This window comes from Larkinella soli (assembly GCF_003703975.1).
Taxonomy (GTDB): Bacteria; Bacteroidota; Bacteroidia; order Cytophagales; family Spirosomataceae; genus Larkinella; species Larkinella soli.
In genome coordinates this window covers 798,428-819,585 of record NZ_QTJY01000002.1, presented here as the reverse complement: position 1 = coordinate 819,585, position 21,158 = coordinate 798,428, and the positions used below count along the sequence as shown (strand labels likewise).

The window sequence follows — 21,158 nt, the reverse complement described above, 5'->3', positions numbered from 1 at the left end:
TGGTCAAGAGCGGCTACGGGCAGTACCTGCTCAATCTGCTCAAATAAACGGAATCTGAATTTTTGAAAGCCGGTCGCGTCGTTTCGATGCGGCCGGCTTTTTTATGGCGAAAAAAAAGCCCGGACAAGCGTCCCGGCCTTTTCCAAACCTAACCTATGAGATGAGAAAATCGGCTGTTTCGTTGGATAACGTGCATAGCCAACTCTCTGCAAATGTGGGTGGAAGTTAATAAGAATAATAGAGAAGAAACACTTTTTTTAGCAAAAAGCCCAGGGGATGGGGAAATACGGGGTTTTTGCGTATTCGCATACGTAGTTCTACCTGATTTTATTTTTGTAACCGTTTGGCTGTTAGTGGTTTATGTTTGATTAAGTTGCCGTTTCGGATTGGATGTTAAGCGTCTGCGGCTTATTTTGGATTGTGTAATCTTTCACCCCACTATCAAGCACAATCATGACAGACTACAAAGACGAGTCTTACGGAGGTGACGTTGGCGAATTCATCCGGAACCGGTCGGCGGAGGCACTGACCCGCCGATACCGGGAAGAGCGGGAAAAGGAGGAGGAATTCGGGGAGTACACCCGGGCCGAATTTTTCGGGATCAACCGCATCAACGAGTTGCTGGGCCGCACCGGCTGCGTGGGCGTCCGGATCTATTACGGCATTCGGAAGGAAGACGGCCAACTGAAGCCCCGCCTGGTGCTGACGGCCGTCGACGAAAACGGCAAAGACCTTTTTGTCGGGGATTTGAGCCGGGGGATCGGGCCGGGAAAAGCCGCCGGTGCCGAGCCGGACGGCGGGAAAGATATGCCGATCGGGCGGGAGGCACTGGCAAACGGCCATTTGTGCCCGGACCGCTGTTAACGACGTTATGAACAACTCCCCGGATGGAACGGTTGCAGGAACTTGCATCAAACTACCCGCTCGATTTCGTTGCCGATTTTTTTGATGTGTTTATCCTGACCATTGGCCTCTACAAGTTTAAAAATCTAAGCTGGGAGATGCGGTTTTTTGTGGGGTACTTCTTCTGTACCTTCATCAAGGATCTGATCTCCCTTTATTTTGCCTATTACAAATGGACAAATTTTTATATTTATAATATCTATTCCTTCTTTGAAATTTTCTTCATAACGGCGGCCTATATCGCCGTTTTCAAAAAGCCATATCAAAAGAAAATAACGGCCTATATCGGCGGCATCTCCGTTATTCTGAACGCTTTTTTTTTCTCATTTGAAGAGCTTTCCGCCCTGAATTTCACCATCTTCCGAATCTTTACCATCATCATGGTGCTGATGCATTTCGTAACGCTGCTGTCGGAGATGACCGTGAAGAACATCGCCTATTACAGTATGTTCTGGATCAGCTCCGGACTGCTGCTCTACGCTACCGGAACCCTATTCACCTTTCTGTTTATCAAGTACCTGTATACGGTTTCGCGGGAAACCCGGAATTTCTTTCTCGACTCCACCCAGGTCCTGTACATTCTGTTCTGTCTCTTCTCCGCGGTAGGCTTTTATTTCAGCCGGTATGACCGGGAGAATTTCATTTAGGGGAGGGCTCCGTCAGGCCGGGGCCGCTCGGAAAGCCGACTTCCGTTTACTCAAACGTTCGTCTGAAAAATTGATTTCCACCGGCGCCTTGTGCAACTTTGAAAAACCGTTTCAAATACTTTTGACCACCATAATCACATTTTATCATGGGTAGATTTACCGGCGATGAGGGACGATTCCTGTCATCGGACGAAGCCAACGGCCTGACCGGCGCGTACCTGGAGCGCAAAAAGAAACAGGAGATTCCGGAAGCGGATACCATCCGGTCGGAGTTTTTCGGCATCAACAATCTGAAAATGATTCTGAACCAGCCGGGCTGCGTCGGCCTCCGGGTCTATCACGCCAAACGGCAGGAAGACATCAACGGCAATACCCACCTGATTCCGCGCGTCCTGCTGGTGGGGATCGACGGCAACGGCGACGAAATGCTGACGCTGACCCTGCCCCTGGAGGAAGGAATGAAAGATATGCCCACCTCGCGCGACGGCACGCTGGGCGATGGGCCGGTTTGTCCGCCGGCGTGTAAGTAAAGCGTCTGTTTGCCATCTCTATGCTGGAACGTTTCATACAGCTGATTACCGATTTCCCGCTTTGGTTTATATCAGACCTGTTTCTACTGCTCGCAGTGGCGGCAGGTCTGGTCAATCTCTCGTTTCTCAACAAACCGTTTTACTGGCTGCTGATTCTGATTTCGCTGACGCTCTCCATCGAACTGGCGATGACGATCTACGCGGCCTACCGGCAGAACAACCACTACCTCATCAACCTGACCTCCCTGGTCGAGATGGTCTGTCTGGCCATCGTGTATGCGAAGGAGATTCGTTCTCCCCGCAGCCGGATGATCATCTACGGCCTCGGTCTGATCTACCTGATCGCCTTTCTCATCAACTTCGAATGGACCCGCATCGCCGATTACATGATCGGCATTCAGCGGATCAGCATGATTATCTTCGTTTTCCTGCACTTCCAGAGCCTTCTGGTCAGTATGCGGGTGACCAATCTGTTCTCCCACGCCATGTTCTGGGTCAGCGCCGGGGTGCTCATTTACGCCACCGGTACGCTCTTCGTCTTCCTGTTTGTCAACAAGACCCTGCGCGACCCCAGCGGGGACTTCACCTGGTACATGATCTTTACCCAGTCGTTTTCCGGATTCTTCTATTTCGTGATCGCCCTCAGTTTCTGGCTCCGGCGCCGGGAGGTGCGAATGGTCGAGCATTCGGGCCTCTGACCGTTAACTATATCGTTCTTGCGGAAGTGGGCGGGCATCTTTAACTTTCGACAAAAAGGGTTATATTGTTCCCATAGGCCGAGAAGCCCTTTGTATTCGATTTGCCGTGAACGAAGACATGAAGTTATACATTGCGGTCGGGACGGCTGTTCTGCTGGTGATGGCGATATTTATTATCGTCTTCGTCGCCTATTATCAGCAGAAACAGATCCGGCAGCAACTGGCTCTCAAGGAACTACAGGAAAAGTACCGGAAAGAACTTATGGCGGCCACCCTCCAGGCGCAGGAACACGAGCGCCGGCGGATTGCCCAGGATCTCCACGACGAGATCGGAACGATGCTTTCGGTGACCAAGCTGAGCCTCAACCAGCTCGGACGCACCGTCGAACATAACGACCCGGGTTCCACCATGCTGGTGCAGAAAACCCGCTCCCTGCTCGACGAAACCATCTCCAACGTCCGGCGCATCAGCCGCGACCTGGTTCCTACGACCCTCGAACGCTTCGGCCTCGTGTCGGCCCTCGAAGAACTGGCCGAAAAAGCCAGCCACGGCGAGGTCCACGTCGAACTGAGCTGTTCGGAGAAGATTCCGGTGCTGGCTCCTCACCTGAACCTGACCCTCTACCGGATCGCCCAGGAGCTGACCAACAACGCCATCAAGCACGCCAATGCCTCCAACATCGTCATCGATCTTCATTGCCGGCCGGGCGAAGTCCTGCTGTCGGTGGTCGACGACGGGCACGGCTTCGACCTGGATGAGATTCTGAAAGACAAACGGCGCGGGCTCGGCCTGAGAAACATCGAAAGCCGCCTGAGCGTCATCGATGGGCATGTAACGTTCGACGTGGCCCGGGGCCGCGGCTCCCGGATCATCATCCAGGTGAAGAATCCCCGGCCCGAAGTGCAGGTAGAAGTGGAAACGGTATGACCATGAAAAAGATAAAAATTGCCTTAGCCGACGATCATAACCTGTTCCGGAAAGGGATGGCTTCCGTACTGAGCCAGGTTCCGGATTTCGAGCTGGTGCTGGAGGCCAGCAACGGGCAGGAACTCATCGAGAAACTGACCCGGCGTTTGCCGGATGTCGTTCTGCTGGACCTGGAGATGCCCGTCATGGACGGCATCGCGGCCACCGACTACATCCGCGAAAACCACCCCGACATCAAGATCATCATGCTGACCATGCACGATGAAGACCGCTTCGTGCTCCACCTGCTGGAAAAAGGCGTCAGCGGGTACGTCCTGAAAGACGCCGACCTCGACGAGGTGGAGAAAGCCGTCCACCGGGTGATGGACGACGGCGTGTATCTGAACGACTTCGTCTCGAAGGTCATGCACCGCAAGATGACCAACAAGACCACCGTGATCAAGACCGCGGCCACCGCTACGCTCTACAACAGTAAGGTGCTGCTTTCCGAACGGGAAAAAGAGGTGCTGAAACTGATCTGCGAAGGCATGTCGACGGCTGAAATCAGCGAGAAGATCTTCCTCAGCCCCCGGACCGTGGAAGGGCACCGCCTGCGGATTCTGGAAAAAACCGGTACGAAAAATACCGCCGGCATGGTGGCCTACGCCTTCAAGAACAACCTGGTGTAAGCCGCTTTCCGCCTTCCTTCCGACGCCTTCGCGTCCCTGCGTGACCCCGACCGGCACGCCAGGACGCGAAGGCGTTGTTTTTGACCCCTCTTCCGAACGGCCCAACCGAAGACTCTACCAGCCGAACACTTATTTCCCGAAGTTTTTGTTAGCAAAACAGAGTCAGATTTTCAATTCGTAAAGAATTGGATAAATACTGGACAATCTTTCTAACTGATCGTTTAACTTTGCCGATTAGAACAAGGGGGATCCCGCATCATGGACAAATTTTCGTATATAGCTAACTCTGAAGCGGCTTACATCGACGACCTCTACCGGGCCTACAAGCAGGATCCCGGTTCGGTGGATGCAGGCTGGCAGAAATTCTTTGAAGGGTTTGAATTTTCTCAGGCCTATAGTGAAGACACCAATGGAAACGGAACCAACGGCCACGCTGCCGCTACCAACGGAACCGCCGAAAAACAAGTAATCGATACCAAACACGCCGAAAAGGAAGTATCCGTAGCCAGCCTGATCAAGGCGTACCGGTCACGGGGACACCTGCTGGCAAAAACCAACCCGATCCGTTCCCGCAAGGACCGCAACCCGCGCATCGGTCTGGAAGACTACGCGCTATCCGAATCCGATCTGGATACGGTATTCGAGTCGGGCTCGCTGCTCGGCATCGGGCCGGCTTCGCTCCGCAAGATCATGGAGTCGCTGGAGAAGATCTATGCCGGCGCCATCGGTTTCGAGTATATGTATATCCGCGAGATCGACGTCAAGAACTGGCTGCGGAACAAGATTGAAAAGGAAGCCCTCGTTTTCAACCCCTCCATCGAAGAGAAAAAGCGGATTCTTGAAAAACTGAACGAAGCGACGGTTTTTGAGAACTTCCTGCATACCAAATATTTAGGCCAGAAGCGGTTTTCGCTGGAAGGCGGAGAAACCACCATCCCGGCCCTGGATGCCATCATTAACCGGGCGTCCGAACTGGGCGTCGAGGAAGTGATGATCGGGATGGCTCACCGCGGCCGTCTGAACGTGCTGGCCAACATCCTCGGGAAATCCTACGAAAGCATTTTCAGCGGTTTCGAGGGCAACGTGCCCGACCAGGTGTTCGGTGACGGCGACGTTAAATACCACCTCGGTTATTCGAGCCTCATCGAAAGCCCGGCCGGGAAGCAGATCAGTCTGAAACTGGCTCCCAACCCCTCGCACCTCGAAGCCGTCAACCCGGTTATCGAAGGGTTCGTGCGGGCGCAGGCCGACGAGGAATACCAGGGCAACTACGACAAAATCCTGCCGATCCTGATTCACGGTGATGCCGCCGTGGCCGGGCAAGGGGTGGTCTATGAAGTGACCCAGATGGCGAAACTGGCCGGTTACCAGACCGGCGGTACGCTGCACTTCGTGATCAACAACCAGGTGGGTTTCACGACCGACTTCGAGGACGCCCGCTCGTCGATCTATTGCTCGGACGTCGCCAAGATCATCGACGCGCCGGTGTTCCACGTCAACGGCGACGACCCGGAAGCGGTGATCTTCTGCGCCAAGCTGGCCGTCGAGTTCCGCGAGAAATTCAACCGCGACGTCTTCATCGATATGGTGTGCTACCGGCGTCACGGCCACAACGAGTCCGACGAACCGAAGTTTACCCAGCCCACGCTGTATTCAGTGATCGACAGGCACCCGAATCCGCGGGAAATTTATAACAAAAAACTGATCGAGCGGGGCGAAGTCGATGCCCAGCTGGCCACCAACATGGACGCCGAGTTCAAGAAAGAGCTCCAGGACCGGCTCGACATGGTGAAGCAGAAAGCGGAGATTCCCTACAAACCGCTGCGTCTGGACCTTCAATGGGCCGAACTGCGCTTTGCCTCCCCCGAAGATTTCGATCAGTCGCCGGACACCGGGATTCCGCTGGAAACGCTGGAAACCATCGGCCGGGCGCTGGTGAAAATTCCGGAAGGCTTCAAGCCGCTGAAACAAATCGACAAGCTGCTGAAAGACCGGCAGCAGATGATTTTCGAAAGCCGCCAGGTGAACTGGGGGGCCGCCGAACTGCTGGCCTACGGCTCGATTCTGACCGAAAACAAGGTCGTGCGGCTGAGCGGCCAAGATGTCCAGCGCGGAACGTTCTCGCACCGGCATGCCGTTCTGCACGATTTGGAAACGAACGCTTCCTATACCTCCCTCGACCACATTCGGGAGGGGCAGCAGAAGCTTCAGATTTATAACTCGCTGCTGTCGGAATACGGCGTGCTGGGCTTCGAGTTCGGCTACGCCATGGCCGCCCCGCACGCTCTCGTGATCTGGGAGGCCCAGTTCGGTGACTTCTCCAACGGTGCCCAGGTAGTAATCGATCAGTTCGTCTCCGCCGGCGAGTCCAAATGGGGCATTATGAACGGGCTGGTCATGCTGCTGCCGCACGGTTACGAAGGCCAGGGGCCGGAACACTCCAACGCCCGCCCGGAGCGCTATCTTCAGCTTTGCGCCGAATACAATATGGTGGTGGCCAACGTCACGACGCCGGCCAACTTCTTCCACCTGCTGCGCCGTCAGCTGGCGTGGCCGTTCCGCAAACCGCTGGTGGTGATGTCGCCCAAGTCCCTGCTGCGCCACCCGCAGGTGGTTTCACCGCTCGAAGACCTGACCAGAGGGTCCTTTCAGGAAGTGATCGGCGACGGGTATGCAAATCCCAAAAAGGTGAAGCGCGTGCTGCTCTGCACCGGCAAAATCTTCTACGAACTGCTGGAGAAACAGCAGGCCGACAAGCGGGAAGACGTGGCCATCGTTCGTTTGGAGCAGCTGCATCCGTTCCCGATGAAACAGCTCAGTCAGGTACTGAGCGGATACGGGAAGAATGTGGAACTGGTCTGGGTGCAGGAAGAACCCTCGAACATGGGCGCCTGGACATATCTGCTCCGCTCCGGAACGGGTCTGAACCTCCGGGGCATTTCCCGTAAAAACAGTGCCTCACCGGCAACCGGTTATTCCAAAGTTCATACGCAGGAGCAGGCCGAGATCATCCGGCAGGCCTTTGAATAAAACCCATAAGCAATGGCAATAGAAATGAAAGTACCCCCCGTCGGGGAATCGATTACCGAAGTGACCGTTGGCGCGTGGCATAAGAAAGAGGGGGATTCGGTGAAGCGGGATGAAGTTTTATGCGAACTCGAGTCCGACAAGGCTTCTTTCGAGTTCCCCGCCGAAGCGGACGGCGTGCTGCACATCATGGCGCAGGAAGGCGACGTGCTGCCGATCGGCGCCGTGCTCTGCACCATCGAGCCGGCCGGTGCATCCAATGGGACCGCTGCTCCGGCACCGGCCCCCAAAGCCGAAGCCCCCGCTCCGCAACCGGCTCCGCCGGCCGAAGCTCCGGCTCCCCAGCCGGCCCCGGCCGCTCCCCAGCCTGCCGCCGAACCGGCCCCGGCTGCAGCCGCCCGGGTGATTGAAATGAAAGTCCCGACGGTGGGCGAATCGATTACTGAAGTGACGATTGCTGCCTGGAATAAAAAAGACGGCGACCCTGTCGAACTGGACGAAGTCCTGTGCGAACTGGAATCCGACAAGGCCACCTTCGAACTGCCCTCCGAAGCCGCCGGAACGCTCCGGATTGTGGCGGAAGCCGGCTCGACCCTGGCCATCGGCGCGGTGATCTGCCGCATCGAAGTGGGTGCCGGAGCACCGGTGTCGCAGCCCCAGCCCCAGGTGGCCGCTCCGGCAGCCGCCACGGCACCGGCCCAGGCCGCATCGGGCGACGGCTATGCCGCCCACCATCCCTCGCCGGTGGCCGCCAAGGTGCTGGCGGAGAAAGGCATCGATCCGAAGGAGGTCAACGGCACCGGCATCGGCGGCCGCATCACCAAGGAAGACGCCCTGAAGGCCGAGAAGCCGGCCCCGCAGCCTGCCCCCGCCCCGGCTCCCGCAGCGCCGAAACCGGCTCCGGCCCCGAGTCCGGCCCCGGCTGCCGCCCCGGCCGGTCAGGAAGGGGGCCGCGTGCAGCGCCGGGAACGGATGTCGTCCCTGCGCAAGACCATCGCCCGGCGTCTGGTGGCCGTCAAGAACGAAACCGCCATGCTGACGACCTTCAACGAGGTCGACATGAAGCCGATCATGGACCTGCGGGCCAAATACAAGGACAAGTTCAAGGAGAAGCACGCCGTGGGCCTCGGGTTCATGTCGTTCTTCGCCAAGGCGGTCTGCATCGCCCTGCAGGAGTTTCCGGCCGTGAACGCCATGATCGACGGCGACGCCGTCGTTTACAACGACTTCTGTGATATTTCCATTGCCGTTTCGACCGAACGCGGCCTGGTGGTGCCGGTCATCCGGAACGCCGAGCAGATGAGCTTTGCCGACATCGAGAAGGAAATCATCCGGCTGGCCGGTCTGGCCCGCGACAATAAGCTGACCATCGAGCAGATGACCGGCGGTACGTTTACGATCACCAACGGCGGGGTTTTCGGTTCGATGCTGTCGACGCCGATCATCAACGCTCCGCAGTCGGCCATCCTGGGGATGCACAACATCGTCGAGCGGCCGGTGGTAGTGAACGGCGAGATCGTCGTGCGGCCCATCATGTACGTGGCCCTGTCGTACGACCACCGGATCATCGACGGCAAGGAGAGCGTCAGCTTCCTGGTCCGCGTCAAACAATTGCTGGAAGACCCCACCCGGATTTTACTGGGTGTTTAATCGATTCCGCAGGACGGATTTGCCCTCATTCCGGAAAACCGGCGTGGGGCGGGTCCGTCCTTTTTTGTACATAAACTAACTCTACTGTATGCAATACGACGTTATCGTCATCGGCTCCGGACCCGGCGGCTACGTAGCCGCGATCCGCTGTGCCCAGCTGGGCATGAAAACGGCCATTGTCGAGAAATACAAAACCCTGGGCGGTACCTGCCTCAACGTCGGCTGTATTCCTTCCAAGGCCCTGCTCGACTCTTCCGAGCATTTTTACAACGCAACCCATACCTTCGCCGAACACGGTATCAGGCTCTCCGACCTGCAGGTGGACCTGCCGCAGATGATCAAACGGAAGGAAGGCGTCGTCGAAGCCAACGTGACCGGGATCGCCTTCCTGATGAAGAAGAACAAAATCGACGTTCATCAGGGCTTCGGTTCGTTCGTGGATGCCAATACCCTGAACGTGAAAAAGGACGACGGCAGCGATCAGCAGATCACCGCCAAAAATTTCATCATCGCCACCGGTTCGAAACCCATGTCGTTCCCGTCGATGCAGATCGACAAGAAACGTATCATCAGCTCGACTGAAGCCCTGACGCTTCAGGAGGTGCCCAAACACCTGATCGTGATCGGCGCCGGGGTGATCGGCGCCGAACTCGGTTCGGTGTATGGACGCCTGGGCGCGAAAGTGTCGTTCGTCGAATTTGCCGACTCGATGATCCCGACCATGGACAAAACCATGGGCAAAGAACTCCAGAAAGTCGTTAAAAAGCTGGGTGCCGATTTCTATTTCAACCATAAGGTGACCAGCGTCGAGAATACCGGCGAAGGCGTTCTGGTGAAAGCCGACACGCCGAAGGGCGACCAGATCACCCTCGAAGGCGATTACTGCCTCGTGTCGGTCGGCCGGCGTCCCTACACCGACGGTTTGAACCTCGAAGCCGCCGGCCTGGCCGCCGACAACCGGGGCCGCATCGAGGTGGACGACCACCTGCAAACCAAAGTGCCGAACATCTACGCCATCGGCGACGTCATCCGGGGGGCCATGCTTGCCCACAAAGCGGAAGAAGAAGGCGTTTTCGTGGCCGAGACGCTGGCGGGTCAGAAACCGCACATCAATTACCGGCTCATTCCGGGCGTCGTCTACACCTGGCCGGAGGTGGCCAGCGTGGGCTACACCGAAGAGGAACTGAAGCAGGAAGGCAAGGCTTATAAAGTCGGGACCTTCCCGTACAAGGCCCTCGGCCGTGCCCGGGCCTCGATGGACCTCGACGGTTTGGTGAAGGTGCTGGCCGACAAGCAGACCGACGAAATCCTGGGGATGCACATCATCGGCGCCCGCGCGGCCGACATGATCGCCGAGGGCGTCGTGGCGATGGAATACCGGGCCTCGGCCGAGGACGTCGCCCGGATGTCGCACGCCCACCCGACTTATACCGAAGCCGTGCGGGAAGCCTGCCTGGCCGCGACCGAAAACCGCCCCATCCATCTATAGTCCGGAGCCGGTATCGAATCGGACTTATCCGGGAAGTTGACCCCGGCTTTTGGAAAAAAGGCCGGGGTTTCTTTTTTTGTGAGGAATACACCCGTTGAGATGAAGACACTGATCCTGCTCCTTACCCTGATAGCCGGCCCCCTTTCCGCGCAGCCTTCCGACTCCCTGCGCATCCGCAGTATTTACGACGAAGCCCTGGCCCGCGGGCAGGCCTACGAATGGCTTCGTTACCTCTCCAAACAGATCGGACCCCGGCTCAGCGGCTCGGCGGGCGCCCAGAAGGCCGTCGACTGGACGAAACAACTCATGGAACAGCAGGGTTTCGACCGGGTATTCCTGCAGGAAGTGATGGTGCCGCACTGGGTGCGGGGCGCGAAGGAAGAAGCGTATTTCCGGATCGGGAAGCAAAAAACCGCCGTGCCGATTGCCGCCCTGGGCGGGTCGGTGGCGACGGCCCCGAAAGGCGTCGAAGCGCCGGTCGTGGAGGTGAAAACCTTCCAGGAACTGCGGGAACTGGGCGCCGAAAAAGTAAAGGGAAAAATCGTGTTCTTCAACCGCCCGATGGACCCCACCCGGCTGAATACCTTCGAAGCCTACGGCGGGGCGGTCGAGCAGCGGGCCAACGGAGCGACCGAAGCCGCCCGGCTCGGGGCCGTCGGGGCCATCGTGCGGTCCATGACGACCGCCCAGGACGACAACCCGCATACCGGCGCGATGCGCTACGGCACCGGCGTTCCGCTGATTCCGACAGCCGCCATCAGCACCAACGGCGCGGACCTGCTCAGCAAGTCCCTGAAGGAGAATCCGAACCTGACGTTTTTCTTCAGACAGGATTGCGAGAGCCTGCCCGATGCCCGGTCCTACAACGTGGTCGGAGAAATCAGGGGATCGGAGAAACCGGAGGAAATCATCGTGGTGGGCGGCCACCTCGACTCCTGGGACCTGGGCGAAGGCGCTCATGACGACGGCGCCGGCTGTATGCAGGCCGTTGAGGTGCTTCGGATCATGAAAACCCTCGGCATCAGGCCCAAACGCACGATCCGGGCCGTTATGTTCATGAACGAGGAAAACGGGCTGCGCGGGGGCATCGGCTACGCCGACTATGCCCGGAAGAACAACGAGAAGCACCTGGCGGCCGTCGAATCGGATAACGGCGGCTTTACGCCCCGCGGCTTCGGCATCGTCGGGACGCCCGAGCAGCGGGCCAAAGCCATGCGCTGGAAAGAACTGCTGGCGCCCTACGGCCTGCACGACATCGGGCCGGGCGGGGGCGGGGCCGACATCGGGCCCCTGGCGCAGTCGGGAACGGTACTGTTCGGCTTCAAACCGGATTCACAACGCTATTTCGATTACCACCACACGGGTATCGACCGCTTCGAGGCCGTCAACCCGCGCGAACTGGCCCTGGGGGCGGCTTCGATGGCAGCTCTGGTCTACCTGATCGATACTTACGGATTATAAGGCGATCAGGCGGAGGAGCCGGCCTTTCGGCTCCTCATGACAGTTTTTCGTTATCGCGGTGGCGGTTGAGGTCGCGGCTGGTTTTCTTTTCCAGATTTTTCTGGAAGGCTTCGGTTAGGTCTACGCCGGTCTGGTTGGCGAGGCACATCAGGACCCACAGCACGTCGGCCATCTCATCGCCGAGGTCCTTGTGCTTATCCGATTCCTTTTCCGACTGCTCGCCGTACCGGCGGGCAATGATGCGGGCCACTTCCCCGACCTCCTCGGTCAGCATGGCCATGTTGGTCAGTTCGTTGAAATAGCGGACGCCGATGGTCCGAATCCATTGATCGACAGTGTCCTGGGCTTCGCGGATGGTCATGAACGGTATTAATCGCAAAAAATCCTTTTCATAGTGCAAGTTTACACCAGAAAGATTAGGTTTGTAACAGGTTGTCCTTTAAAGGTTAAACCCGTTAACGCCGATGCACCCGGAGGCTGAACCGACGAATGATCTGATCCAGTGGAATGCTTTCCGGGAAGGCAGTGAGTCGGCTTTCGGCAACCTGTATACCTCCCATTACCGGCTGCTTCGCAACTACGGCCGGCGCTTCGGGGCCGACGACGCGACGGTGGAGGACGCCATCCACGACCTGTTCATCGAACTCTGGAATTACCGCCGGACGCTGGCCCGGCCGGATTCGGTGCGTTCGTATATCCTGCGGTCGTTTCGCAACCGGCTGGTGGCCCAGCTGACCGAGCGGCAGCGTCATGTCGCTCCCGAGCAGGTGGAAAACCGCTTCGGTCTGCTCCCGGCGGAGCCTTCCGTGGAAGAGCGGCTGATCGAAGCGGGCCTGAATCAGGAACAGCACCGGCAGGTCCGGACGGCGCTGCTCGGTTTGTCGCCCCGGCAGCAGGAAATTCTGTACCTGCGGTATTTCAGCGACCTCGACTACGACCAGATCTGCGCCGTCATGGGCATCACCTACAACACCGCCCGCACCCAGCTTCACCAGGCGCTCGTTGCCCTGCGCAAACGCCTTCAGCCCCATTGGCCGGTATTGGTTTGGGTGCTGTTGGCCTGGTGAGACCACCCCCGGCCCCCTCCCTACCAAGGAGGGGGGCTTAGCAGTATTCTATAATTGGCAGCGCACTCCCCTCCTTGGTAAGGAGGGGCCGGGGGTGGTTTTTAATCCAAAAGTGCCTGAATGATTTCGTTGGCGGCCTGGCGGCCGGTTTCGGCCCCGCCGTTCATGTAGCCCTGGTAGTCGACGCTGCAGTGCTCGCCCGCGAACAGGATCTGACTGCCGACCGGCAGCGACTCTGCTCCGCCGATGGTTGTCCACTGTCCCACTTTATAACAGGCGTAGCTGCCGAGCGTGTAGGGGTGGGTCGGCCAGTGGAACCGTTCGGCGACGCCGTTGTACTGAGCCTCCACGCCCGGGAAAATCTGGTTCAGCTTCGGCAGATAGTTCTTGACCTGCTGCTGCACCGATCCGTCGCCCACCTGAACGCCCTTGTTGCCGCCGAGGTACACCGTGTAACCGCCGGCGGTGCCCGGCTGCAGCTGGCTGTTGTCCCAGCCCGACTGGACGGTGTTGTCGCTGAACACATAACCGGTATAGCCCAGCGTCCGCCAGTGCCGGGTGTTGAAGCCCATCATCAGCTTGGCGTTTTTGCCGTAACCCAGTTCCTGAATGGATTTTTTCTTGACCGGATCGAGCGGTACCTGAATATCGACCTGCCGGAGTTTGGTGAACGGCAGCGTCAGCACCACGAAATCGGCCAGGACCGACGGCCCGCCCTCGAAGACGAGTTCGATCTTCGAGCCGTTCTTTTTGACCGCCTTCAGCGTACGCCCGATCTCGATCCGGTTCTGGTAGTGGCTGATCAGTTTGTCGATGATTTTCTGGTTGCCGCCCACGACCTTATACCGCTCGTCGCTGTCCCCGAAAATGTCGAAGTTCCCCTTCGCGGTGTCCGTCGAGATCAGGAACAGGAGGTTGATGCACGACTGGACGTTGGGCACCAGCCCGTATTCGGTTTCATAGGCCACCTCCAGCAGTTCTTTCAGCCAGCCCGTCGCGCCGATCTTGGTCAGATAATCCGAGATCGAGATTTTGTCGAGCGTGGCGGCAATTCCCCTGGTCTGGAAGTCGATGGAGTCGGGCAGGCTATCGATGTCGGCCTGCATTCGGGGGGCAATCTGGCGGAAGGCGTCCACGACCTGCTTCAGCGTGAAGTGCTGCCCGTTGAAAAAGTAAGCATCCTTGATCAGGGCCTGCTCCGAAGGCGACTGCATATCCAGCAACTTCAGGTTGAAGTCCTTGATCAGGTAGAACATATCCTTATGGCTGCTGTCGATGAACTCGCCCCCGAGTTCAGTGGTCAGGCCGGTACCGAGAAGGTTGGTTTTCGAGTAGATCCGCCCGCCGACCCGGTTGGAGGCTTCATAAATGGTCCAGTTGGTAAAACTGCGTTTCTGGAGGGTGTGGGCGGTATTCAGCCCGGCAATTCCGGCCCCGACGATAGCGACTTTGATGTCGCTCGCCTTGCGGGCGGCCCGGTCGCCGAACCGCTGGATTTCAGGTTCGATGTCTTTCGCCGGCGAGCAGGCGTCGAGCAGGGAAAGGCCCCCGGCCATCAGCGAGAGCTGGCCCGCCGAGCGCAGAAAACGGCGTCGGCTCTGGTTTTCGGCCCACTGATCGATCAGTTCGTCGGCGGGGGCGGAGTGGGGTTGGTTGGCTTTCAGCGCCAGCTGGTACGCATGGCGGAGCAGATGCAGGAGCGTAGTCTTGGACGTTTTCACGGGAGGTTTAAATGCAAATATTTGAGTTTTTGCATAGTTAGTAAGAGAAATCTTGCCGGACCTTACCGATTACTAATCAGTAGCTACCGGTTACTAAATGACCGGCCGTTCCACCCGCTTCCGGTCCCTTTTTTATGCCGCTATCATTTTTTTCTAAAAAAATTTCACTTTGCCATACTACAAAATCACCCGCCCTTACTCTTACGGTGGATTGACCTATTCCCTGGTATGAAACCGCTGGAGTATTACGCCACGCTCGACGCCATAGACCTGGCCCGCCATCCGGATTTCCGGTCATGGGTACTGCATCCTACACCCGAAGCCGCTCGGTTCTGGGAGTCGCTGAAAGCCGTCTACCCGGACCGGCAGCCCGTTCTGGAAGAAGCGCGCTGGATCGTTGCGGGCCTGGAAAGCACCTGGAAAGATATTTCCGACACGGAAGTGCAGGCATCACTAACCCGGCTTTCCGAAAAACGGGCCACCCGTCCGCCCGTGGTGCGCGTTGTCCGGCCGCTTTGGTACCGATACGCAGCCGCTGCGGCCGTCGTGCTGGTGGCCGGTCTGGGCGGGTGGTTCTACAGCCGCCTGAATGCCCCGCTTCGCTATCACACCGGCTTCGGCCAGATGCTTACCCTGACGCTGTCCGACTCGACGGTGGTGACGCTCAACGCCAACTCGACGCTGGAGATGGCCGCCGGATGGCAGCAGAGCGGCCGCCGTGAGGTAACCCTGACCGGTGAAGCCTACTTCGACGTTCACAAAAAACCGCAGGGGAAGCGCATGCCCTTCGTGGTGCATACCGGCGTGGCCGACGTGGTGGTGCTTGGAACCCGGTTCAACGTCAGCACCCGCCGGTCCAGAACCCGGGTCGTGTTGCAGGAAGGTCAGGTGAAACTCGACCTTCGGAAACAACCCGACGTGCTGATGCGGCCGGGCGATCTGGTGGAAACCGGAGCCGGTCAGACTTCCATCCGGCGGGCGCGGGTCAATCCGGATCGTTATGTGGCCTGGCGGGAAAATCTGCTGGTGCTGGAAGACGAGCGGCTGTCCGATATTTTTCAGCGGTTCAGCGATCAGTACGGCCTGACGGTCACGACGCCGAACCAGGAATTGCTGACCGAACGCTTTACCGGTACCTTCCCGGCCGACCGGCCCGAACTTTTGCTCCGTCTCCTGGCCGAAACCTTTCGGCTCAAGGTCGATCAACAGGATAATCACATCGTTCTCACCAAATAAACCATGAATAAACTCTTACCAACCATGATCAGACTGGCGATTCTGGGCGTTTGGTGCCTCACCACCACCGCCGAAGCACAGGTGCTGGCTTCGTCGGCCTTCCGGCGCCAGCCCCAACTGCTGGCGGAGCCCTCGCAACCGACGGTTCGGGCCCTGAGCGATGTGCTCCGGGACCTCGAACGTAAATACGGAATCAAGTTTGCCTTTCAGCGGAAAACCCTTCAGGATAAGACCGTCCGGCTGCCGCTGCCGGTCGCTGCGGACCACGAGACGGTGCTGAGAACCATCCTGAAGCCCCATCATCTGACGTACCGCAAGGTCGATGAACAGTATTACGTCATCCTCGAAGCGGACCAGGAAACCGGCCGCCTGTCGCCCTCGCTGACCCCGGCCGGCCTGTTGCAGGAGCCCACCGCCCGGGCAACCGGCACGCCCGACGACCGGGCCGGGGAGACGACGCCCACGCTGCTGCTGATGCACCAGGCCCCCGAAGCCGTCCGGCAGGAGCGCCGGGTTTCGGGCCGCGTCACGGCTGATGAGTCGGGAGAAGGGCTGCCGGGCGTGAGCGTCACCATTAAAAATACGGTTCGCGGAACCACTACGGATGCTTCCGGAAACTTCGCCCTGACCATTCCCAATGACGGCAGCAGTGTCCTGGTCTTCTCGTTTATCGGCTATATGACACAGGAGGTGCCGGTCGGCAATCAGTCGGTGGTCAATCTGGCGCTGAAACAGTCGGACCAGACGCTGAGTGAGGTGGTCGTGGTCGGATACGGAACGCAGCGGAAAGCCGACGTTACCGGTTCCATCGCATCGATCAACACCCGCACCATCCGCGACCAGCCGGTGCCCAACATCGTCGAAGGGCTGACGGGCCGTCTGCCGGGGGTGCTGATCCAGCAGAATACCGGAGCGCCGGGCAACAGCCCCTCCATCAAAATCCGGGGGCTGGGGTCCATCAGCGCCGGGAACGGGCCGCTCGTGGTGATCGACGGACAGCCGCTGAACTCCGGTGACCTCAACAACGGCGGTGGACTGAACCTGCTCAACCCCAATGACATCGAGAAGATCGACATCCTGAAAGATGCCTCGGCCACGGCCATCTACGGTTCGCGCGGGGCCAACGGGGTCGTGGTTGTTACGACCAAACGCGGCAGATCCGGCCAGGCCCGGCTGAACCTCGACTACTATACCGGTGTGCAACAGATCACCAAGAAAATGGACATGCTGGACGCGCAGCAGTTCGCCGAGTTCTCGAAAGAGGCCTTCAACAACGCCTACCTCGAACGGGTCACGGGCGCGAAGATCGACGATCCCAACAGCGCGCGGCCGGCCGGACAGCGGTACCGGTATCCGCGCGGTGAGTTTCAGGGCGTCAGCTTCGACAACCCGTCCGCCCTGTCGACCTATGATTACCAGGACATGATTTTCCAGAATGCGCCCATCAGCAGCTACCAGCTGACGGCTTCGGGCGGGAGCGACCGGGTGCAGTATCTGGTGTCGGGTAACTATCTGACCCAGAAAGGGATTGTGAAACGCTCGGGGATCGACCGGTATACTGTCCGGACCAACATCGACGCGCAGGTGACCTCGGCCCTCCGGCTCGGCATGAGCCTGAGCCCATCGTTTACGGTCGAAGACCGGGCCAATACCGACGGCCACTGGGCGGGCAACGGCATCATCAACTCGGCGCTGAGCCTGCCGCCGTTCATTCCGATCTATCAGCCCAACTCGACCGTTTACAACTCCCAGGCCTTTTACGCGGCTCCCTACGACTGGCCCGGCATCACCAACCCCGTCGCCAACATCTACGAGGTCGATAACCGCCTGCGCACCACCCGCCTGCTGGGCAACGCCTATGCCGAACTGAAGCTGCCTTTCGACCTGATGTACCGCGGAACCATCGGCGCGGACGTCCGGCAGGTGCGCCAGAATTACTACCAGACTTCGGCCCTGCCCCTGAACCAGCTGCTGCCGCCGACCGCCAACTCGGCCTATGCCGAAACTGCACAGGAACTGAACTGGGTGACCAACCATACGCTGACGTATCTGAAACAGCTGGCCGACGTCCACCGCATCGAGGTGCTGATCGGTCTGGAGAGCCAGAAAAACGATTTCGAACGCAGCCGGGTCGACGCCAACAACTTCCCGAACGACAACGTCCGGACCGTCAACGCCGGGACCATCGTCGGGAGCAATTCGGCCCGGAACGTGCGTGATCAGTGGTCGCTGGCGTCGTATTTCGGGCGGGTGGCCTATTCGTTCCGGGACCGGTACTTGGTGAACGCTTCCTTCCGTCGGGACGGGTCGTCGCGCTTCGGCCGGAACAGCCGCTGGGGTACGTTCCCCTCGGCCTCGGTCGGCTGGCGGGTGTCGGAGGAACCGTTCATGAAGAACATCAAGGCGATTTCGGAACTGAAACTGAAAGCCAGCTACGGCCTTTCGGGCAACAACGCCTTTACGAGCAATTACCCGGCCATCGGGCTGCTCGGTCTGGATAACTACGTGTTGGGAAATAACCTGTCCAACGGTCTGGCCGTCAATTCCATCGGCAACGACGACCTGACCTGGGAGAAAAGCCGCCAGACCGACATCGGCATCGAACTGGGCGTGCTGAACAACCGCATCTTTCTGACGGCCGATTACTACAAACGCATCACGACGGACCTGCTGCTGGCCGTTCAGGTTCCGACGCTGACCGGTTTTTCGTCGGCGGTCCGTAACATCGGCAAGGTGGAAAACAAAGGGGTGGAACTGGCGCTGAATACCCGCAACCTGACGGGTGAGTTTAGCTGGAGCACCGACCTCAACTTCTCCTTCAACCGCAACAAGGTGCTGGCCCTCGGACCTACCGGCGACCCGATCCGCAGCGGTACAGGGGTAGGTGAAACCAATATCACGGTCATCGGACAGCCGCTCGGCAGTTTCTACGGATATAAGCAGCTCGGCGTGTTCCGCGACCAGGCCGACCTCGACGCCTACCCGCACTTCGCCGACACCCGCCCGGGCGACGTCAAATACGAAGACGTCAACAAGGACGGCCGAATTAATGCCGACGACCGGACGCTGATCGGCAACAACCAGCCGGACTTTATCTACGGGATGACCAACAGCTTCAGCTTCAAGGGAATCGATCTGGGCATCGTGATTCAGGGCGTCCAGGGTGGGAGCATCCTGAACCTGTCGCGCCGGTTTTACGAAAACCTGGAAGGAAACGCCAATTCCCTGACGACGGTTCTCGACCGCTGGCGGTCACCGCAGCAGCCGGGCAACGGCACCACGCCCCGGGCCAATACCCGCACGACCGGTAACAACAACGCCATCTCGTCGCGCTGGGTGGAGAACGCCGGCTACTTCCGGATCCGGAACATCACGGTCGGGTATAACCTGCCCAAAACACTGATCCAGCGAGTGAAACTCCAGAGCCTGCGGGTCTACGGCGGGGTACAGAACGCCCTGACGATCTCGAAATATCTGGGTTACAACCCGGAGGTGAGCGGCTACGAAGGCCCCCTGACCGGTGGGGTCGACTACGGCAGCTACCCCATCGCCCGGACGTATACGATTGGAATCAATATTGGTCTGTAAAATCGACAAATGCATATGCGTCGCAAAATCCTCATATCTGCCCTGCTGAGCCTTTCGCTTTCGAGCTGTAAGGATCAGTTTCTGGCCCTTTCGCCCGTTTCGCAGGCCAGCACGGCCACCTTTTACCGCAGCGCTTCGGACATGATCAACGCCCTGAGCGGAGCCTACGGAGCCTTGCAGTTCAACGGCCAGTATGGCCAGTTCTACGTGGTTTCCGAAATACCGTCCGACGACACGACGCCCGTATTGTCGGGGTCGGTGACCGATCAGGACGAGTTCGACAAGTTTTACCTCCGGACCACCAACCCGTTCCTGCTTGCCCGCTGGAGCGACGGTTATCGGGGCATTTACCGCTGCAACGCCATCATCGGCCGCATCGGCGGGGTAACCATGGACGAAACGCTTAAAAACCGCATCGTCGGGGAAGCCAAATTCCTGCGGGCGCTGATGTATTTCAACCTCGTGCGGGTGTTCGGCGACGTGCCGCTGATCGTCCAGGAAATTACGGACGTGCAGGAAGGCTATAACTTTGCGCGGACTCCGGCCGCCGAGGTCTACAACCAGATCATCAAAGACCTGACCGAAGCGGAAGGCGTTCTGCCGGCCACTTACACCGGCGCCGACGTGGGCAGGGCGACGCGCGGAGCCGCCAAATCGCTGCTTGGCAAGGTGTTTCTGACCCAGAAGAAGTACGCCGAGGCCGCCGGCAAACTGAAGGAGGTAATCGATGCGGGCACCTACGACCTGCTGCCGAACTACGCCGACCTGTTCCGGGCCGCCAACAAGAACAGCAAGGAGTCGGTGTTCGAGGTGCAGTATAAGAAGGGTAACCTGGGCGAGGGCAGCCCCTTCGCCAACGCCTACGCGCCTGAAAACTCGGGCAACGCCGTGATCCAGTTCGGGGGCGGAGGCAACAACCGCCCGATGCCCGACCTGATCAACAGCTACGAACCGGGCGACCTGCGAAAAGACGTCTCACTGGCCACAAGTTACGTGAACGCCGGCGGGGTGAAGGTAGATTATAACTTTGTCCGCAAATACAGGGATACTCCTACGGTCAACGGCGACGCGGAGGATAACTGGCCGGTGATCCGGTATGCCGACGTGCTGCTGATGTATGCCGAAGCGCTCAATGAAACCGGCAAAACCGCCGACGCTCTGCCGTTGCTGAACCGCGTCCGGAAGCGGGCGGGTCTGGCCGACAGAACGGCCGCCGACGCGGGCAGCCAGGCGGCCATGCGGCTGGCGCTGGAGCAGGAGCGCCGGGTAGAACTGGCCTTCGAGGGGCATCGCTGGTTCGATCTGGTCCGGACGGGCCGGGCGCTGGATGTGCTGAAAGCCAAAGCCCAGGCCATCGGCATCAAAACCAGCCTGACCGAAAACAACCTGATCTTTCCGATCCCCCAGAGCCAGATCGACATCAACCCGTCGAAGATCAAGCAGAATCCGGGGTATTGAGACCACCCCCCGACCCCCTCCTTACCAAGGAGGGGAGGGCGCTGCCATTTTTATGACCTGCGAAGCCACCCCCTCCTTGGTAAGGAG

The 21,158-nt window shown here is 58.8% G+C and carries 16 protein-coding genes; 14 read left to right on the top strand and 2 right to left on the bottom strand.

The features are described 5' to 3' along the window. The first annotated feature begins 453 nt into the window (after positions 1-453). From DX909_RS09565 to DX909_RS09520, 10 genes are all read left to right on the top strand, one after another. Complete coding sequence (locus DX909_RS09565) at positions 454-864, top strand: hypothetical protein (protein WP_229311002.1); 411 nt, start codon at positions 454-456, stop codon at positions 862-864. 23 nt (positions 865-887) lie between these two features. After that, complete coding sequence (locus DX909_RS09560; protein WP_128544907.1) at positions 888-1,550, top strand: hypothetical protein; 663 nt, start codon at positions 888-890, stop codon at positions 1,548-1,550. 146 nt (positions 1,551-1,696) lie between these two features. Further along, positions 1,697-2,080 carry a hypothetical protein gene (locus DX909_RS09555; RefSeq protein ID WP_128544906.1) on the top strand — a complete coding sequence of 128 codons (384 nt, stop codon included), beginning with the start codon at positions 1,697-1,699 and terminating at the stop codon, positions 2,078-2,080. Positions 2,081-2,100: 20 nt separating this feature from the next. Continuing rightward, a complete protein-coding gene (locus DX909_RS09550; RefSeq protein ID WP_128544905.1) occupies positions 2,101-2,778 on the top strand; it encodes a hypothetical protein in 678 nt (225 codons plus the stop codon). A 118-nt stretch (positions 2,779-2,896) separates the two neighbouring features. Further along, a complete protein-coding gene (locus DX909_RS09545; protein WP_128544904.1) occupies positions 2,897-3,706 on the top strand; it encodes a sensor histidine kinase in 810 nt (269 codons plus the stop codon). A gap of 2 nt (positions 3,707-3,708) precedes the next feature. Further along, entirely contained in the window at positions 3,709-4,374 is a 666-nt protein-coding gene (locus DX909_RS09540) for a response regulator transcription factor (protein WP_128544903.1), read from the top strand. Positions 4,375-4,632: 258 nt separating this feature from the next. Beyond that, a complete protein-coding gene (locus DX909_RS09535; RefSeq protein ID WP_128544902.1) occupies positions 4,633-7,404 on the top strand; it encodes a 2-oxoglutarate dehydrogenase E1 component in 2,772 nt (923 codons plus the stop codon). 12 nt (positions 7,405-7,416) lie between these two features. Further along, positions 7,417-9,051: a 2-oxoglutarate dehydrogenase complex dihydrolipoyllysine-residue succinyltransferase gene (odhB, locus tag DX909_RS09530; RefSeq protein ID WP_128544901.1), complete on the top strand. Its 1,635-nt coding sequence runs from the start codon at positions 7,417-7,419 to the stop codon at positions 9,049-9,051. An 88-nt stretch (positions 9,052-9,139) separates the two neighbouring features. Beyond that, positions 9,140-10,540, top strand: coding sequence for a dihydrolipoyl dehydrogenase (gene lpdA, locus DX909_RS09525; protein WP_128544900.1), 1,401 nt, complete (start codon positions 9,140-9,142; stop codon positions 10,538-10,540). Between the two features lie 99 nt (positions 10,541-10,639). Next, positions 10,640-12,001, top strand: coding sequence for a M20/M25/M40 family metallo-hydrolase (locus DX909_RS09520; protein ID WP_128544899.1), 1,362 nt, complete (start codon positions 10,640-10,642; stop codon positions 11,999-12,001). A 34-nt stretch (positions 12,002-12,035) separates the two neighbouring features. Here DX909_RS09520 and DX909_RS09515 read toward each other — a convergent pair whose 3' ends face one another. After that, the gene (locus DX909_RS09515) at positions 12,036-12,362 is read right to left on the bottom strand and encodes a nucleotide pyrophosphohydrolase (RefSeq protein WP_128544898.1); all 327 of its coding nucleotides are present in this window, start codon (positions 12,360-12,362) and stop codon (positions 12,036-12,038) included. 103 nt (positions 12,363-12,465) lie between these two features. Here DX909_RS09515 and DX909_RS09510 point away from each other — a divergent pair, with 103 nt between their 5' ends. Next, entirely contained in the window at positions 12,466-13,068 is a 603-nt protein-coding gene (locus DX909_RS09510; protein ID WP_128544897.1) for an RNA polymerase sigma factor, read from the top strand. Between the two features lie 101 nt (positions 13,069-13,169). Here DX909_RS09510 and DX909_RS09505 read toward each other — a convergent pair whose 3' ends face one another. Further along, positions 13,170-14,789, bottom strand: coding sequence for a flavin monoamine oxidase family protein (locus tag DX909_RS09505; RefSeq protein ID WP_128544896.1), 1,620 nt, complete (start codon positions 14,787-14,789; stop codon positions 13,170-13,172). Between the two features lie 228 nt (positions 14,790-15,017). Here DX909_RS09505 and DX909_RS09500 point away from each other — a divergent pair, with 228 nt between their 5' ends. The 3 genes from DX909_RS09500 to DX909_RS09490 are packed head-to-tail and all read left to right on the top strand — an operon-like array spanning position 15,018 to position 21,071. Further along, complete coding sequence (locus tag DX909_RS09500; RefSeq protein WP_164851236.1) at positions 15,018-16,025, top strand: FecR family protein; 1,008 nt, start codon at positions 15,018-15,020, stop codon at positions 16,023-16,025. Between the two features lie 3 nt (positions 16,026-16,028). Further along, entirely contained in the window at positions 16,029-19,613 is a 3,585-nt protein-coding gene (locus DX909_RS09495) for a SusC/RagA family TonB-linked outer membrane protein (RefSeq protein WP_229311001.1), read from the top strand. A 15-nt stretch (positions 19,614-19,628) separates the two neighbouring features. Next, positions 19,629-21,071, top strand: coding sequence for a RagB/SusD family nutrient uptake outer membrane protein (locus tag DX909_RS09490; protein ID WP_128544893.1), 1,443 nt, complete (start codon positions 19,629-19,631; stop codon positions 21,069-21,071). The last annotated feature ends 87 nt before the right edge of the window (positions 21,072-21,158 follow it).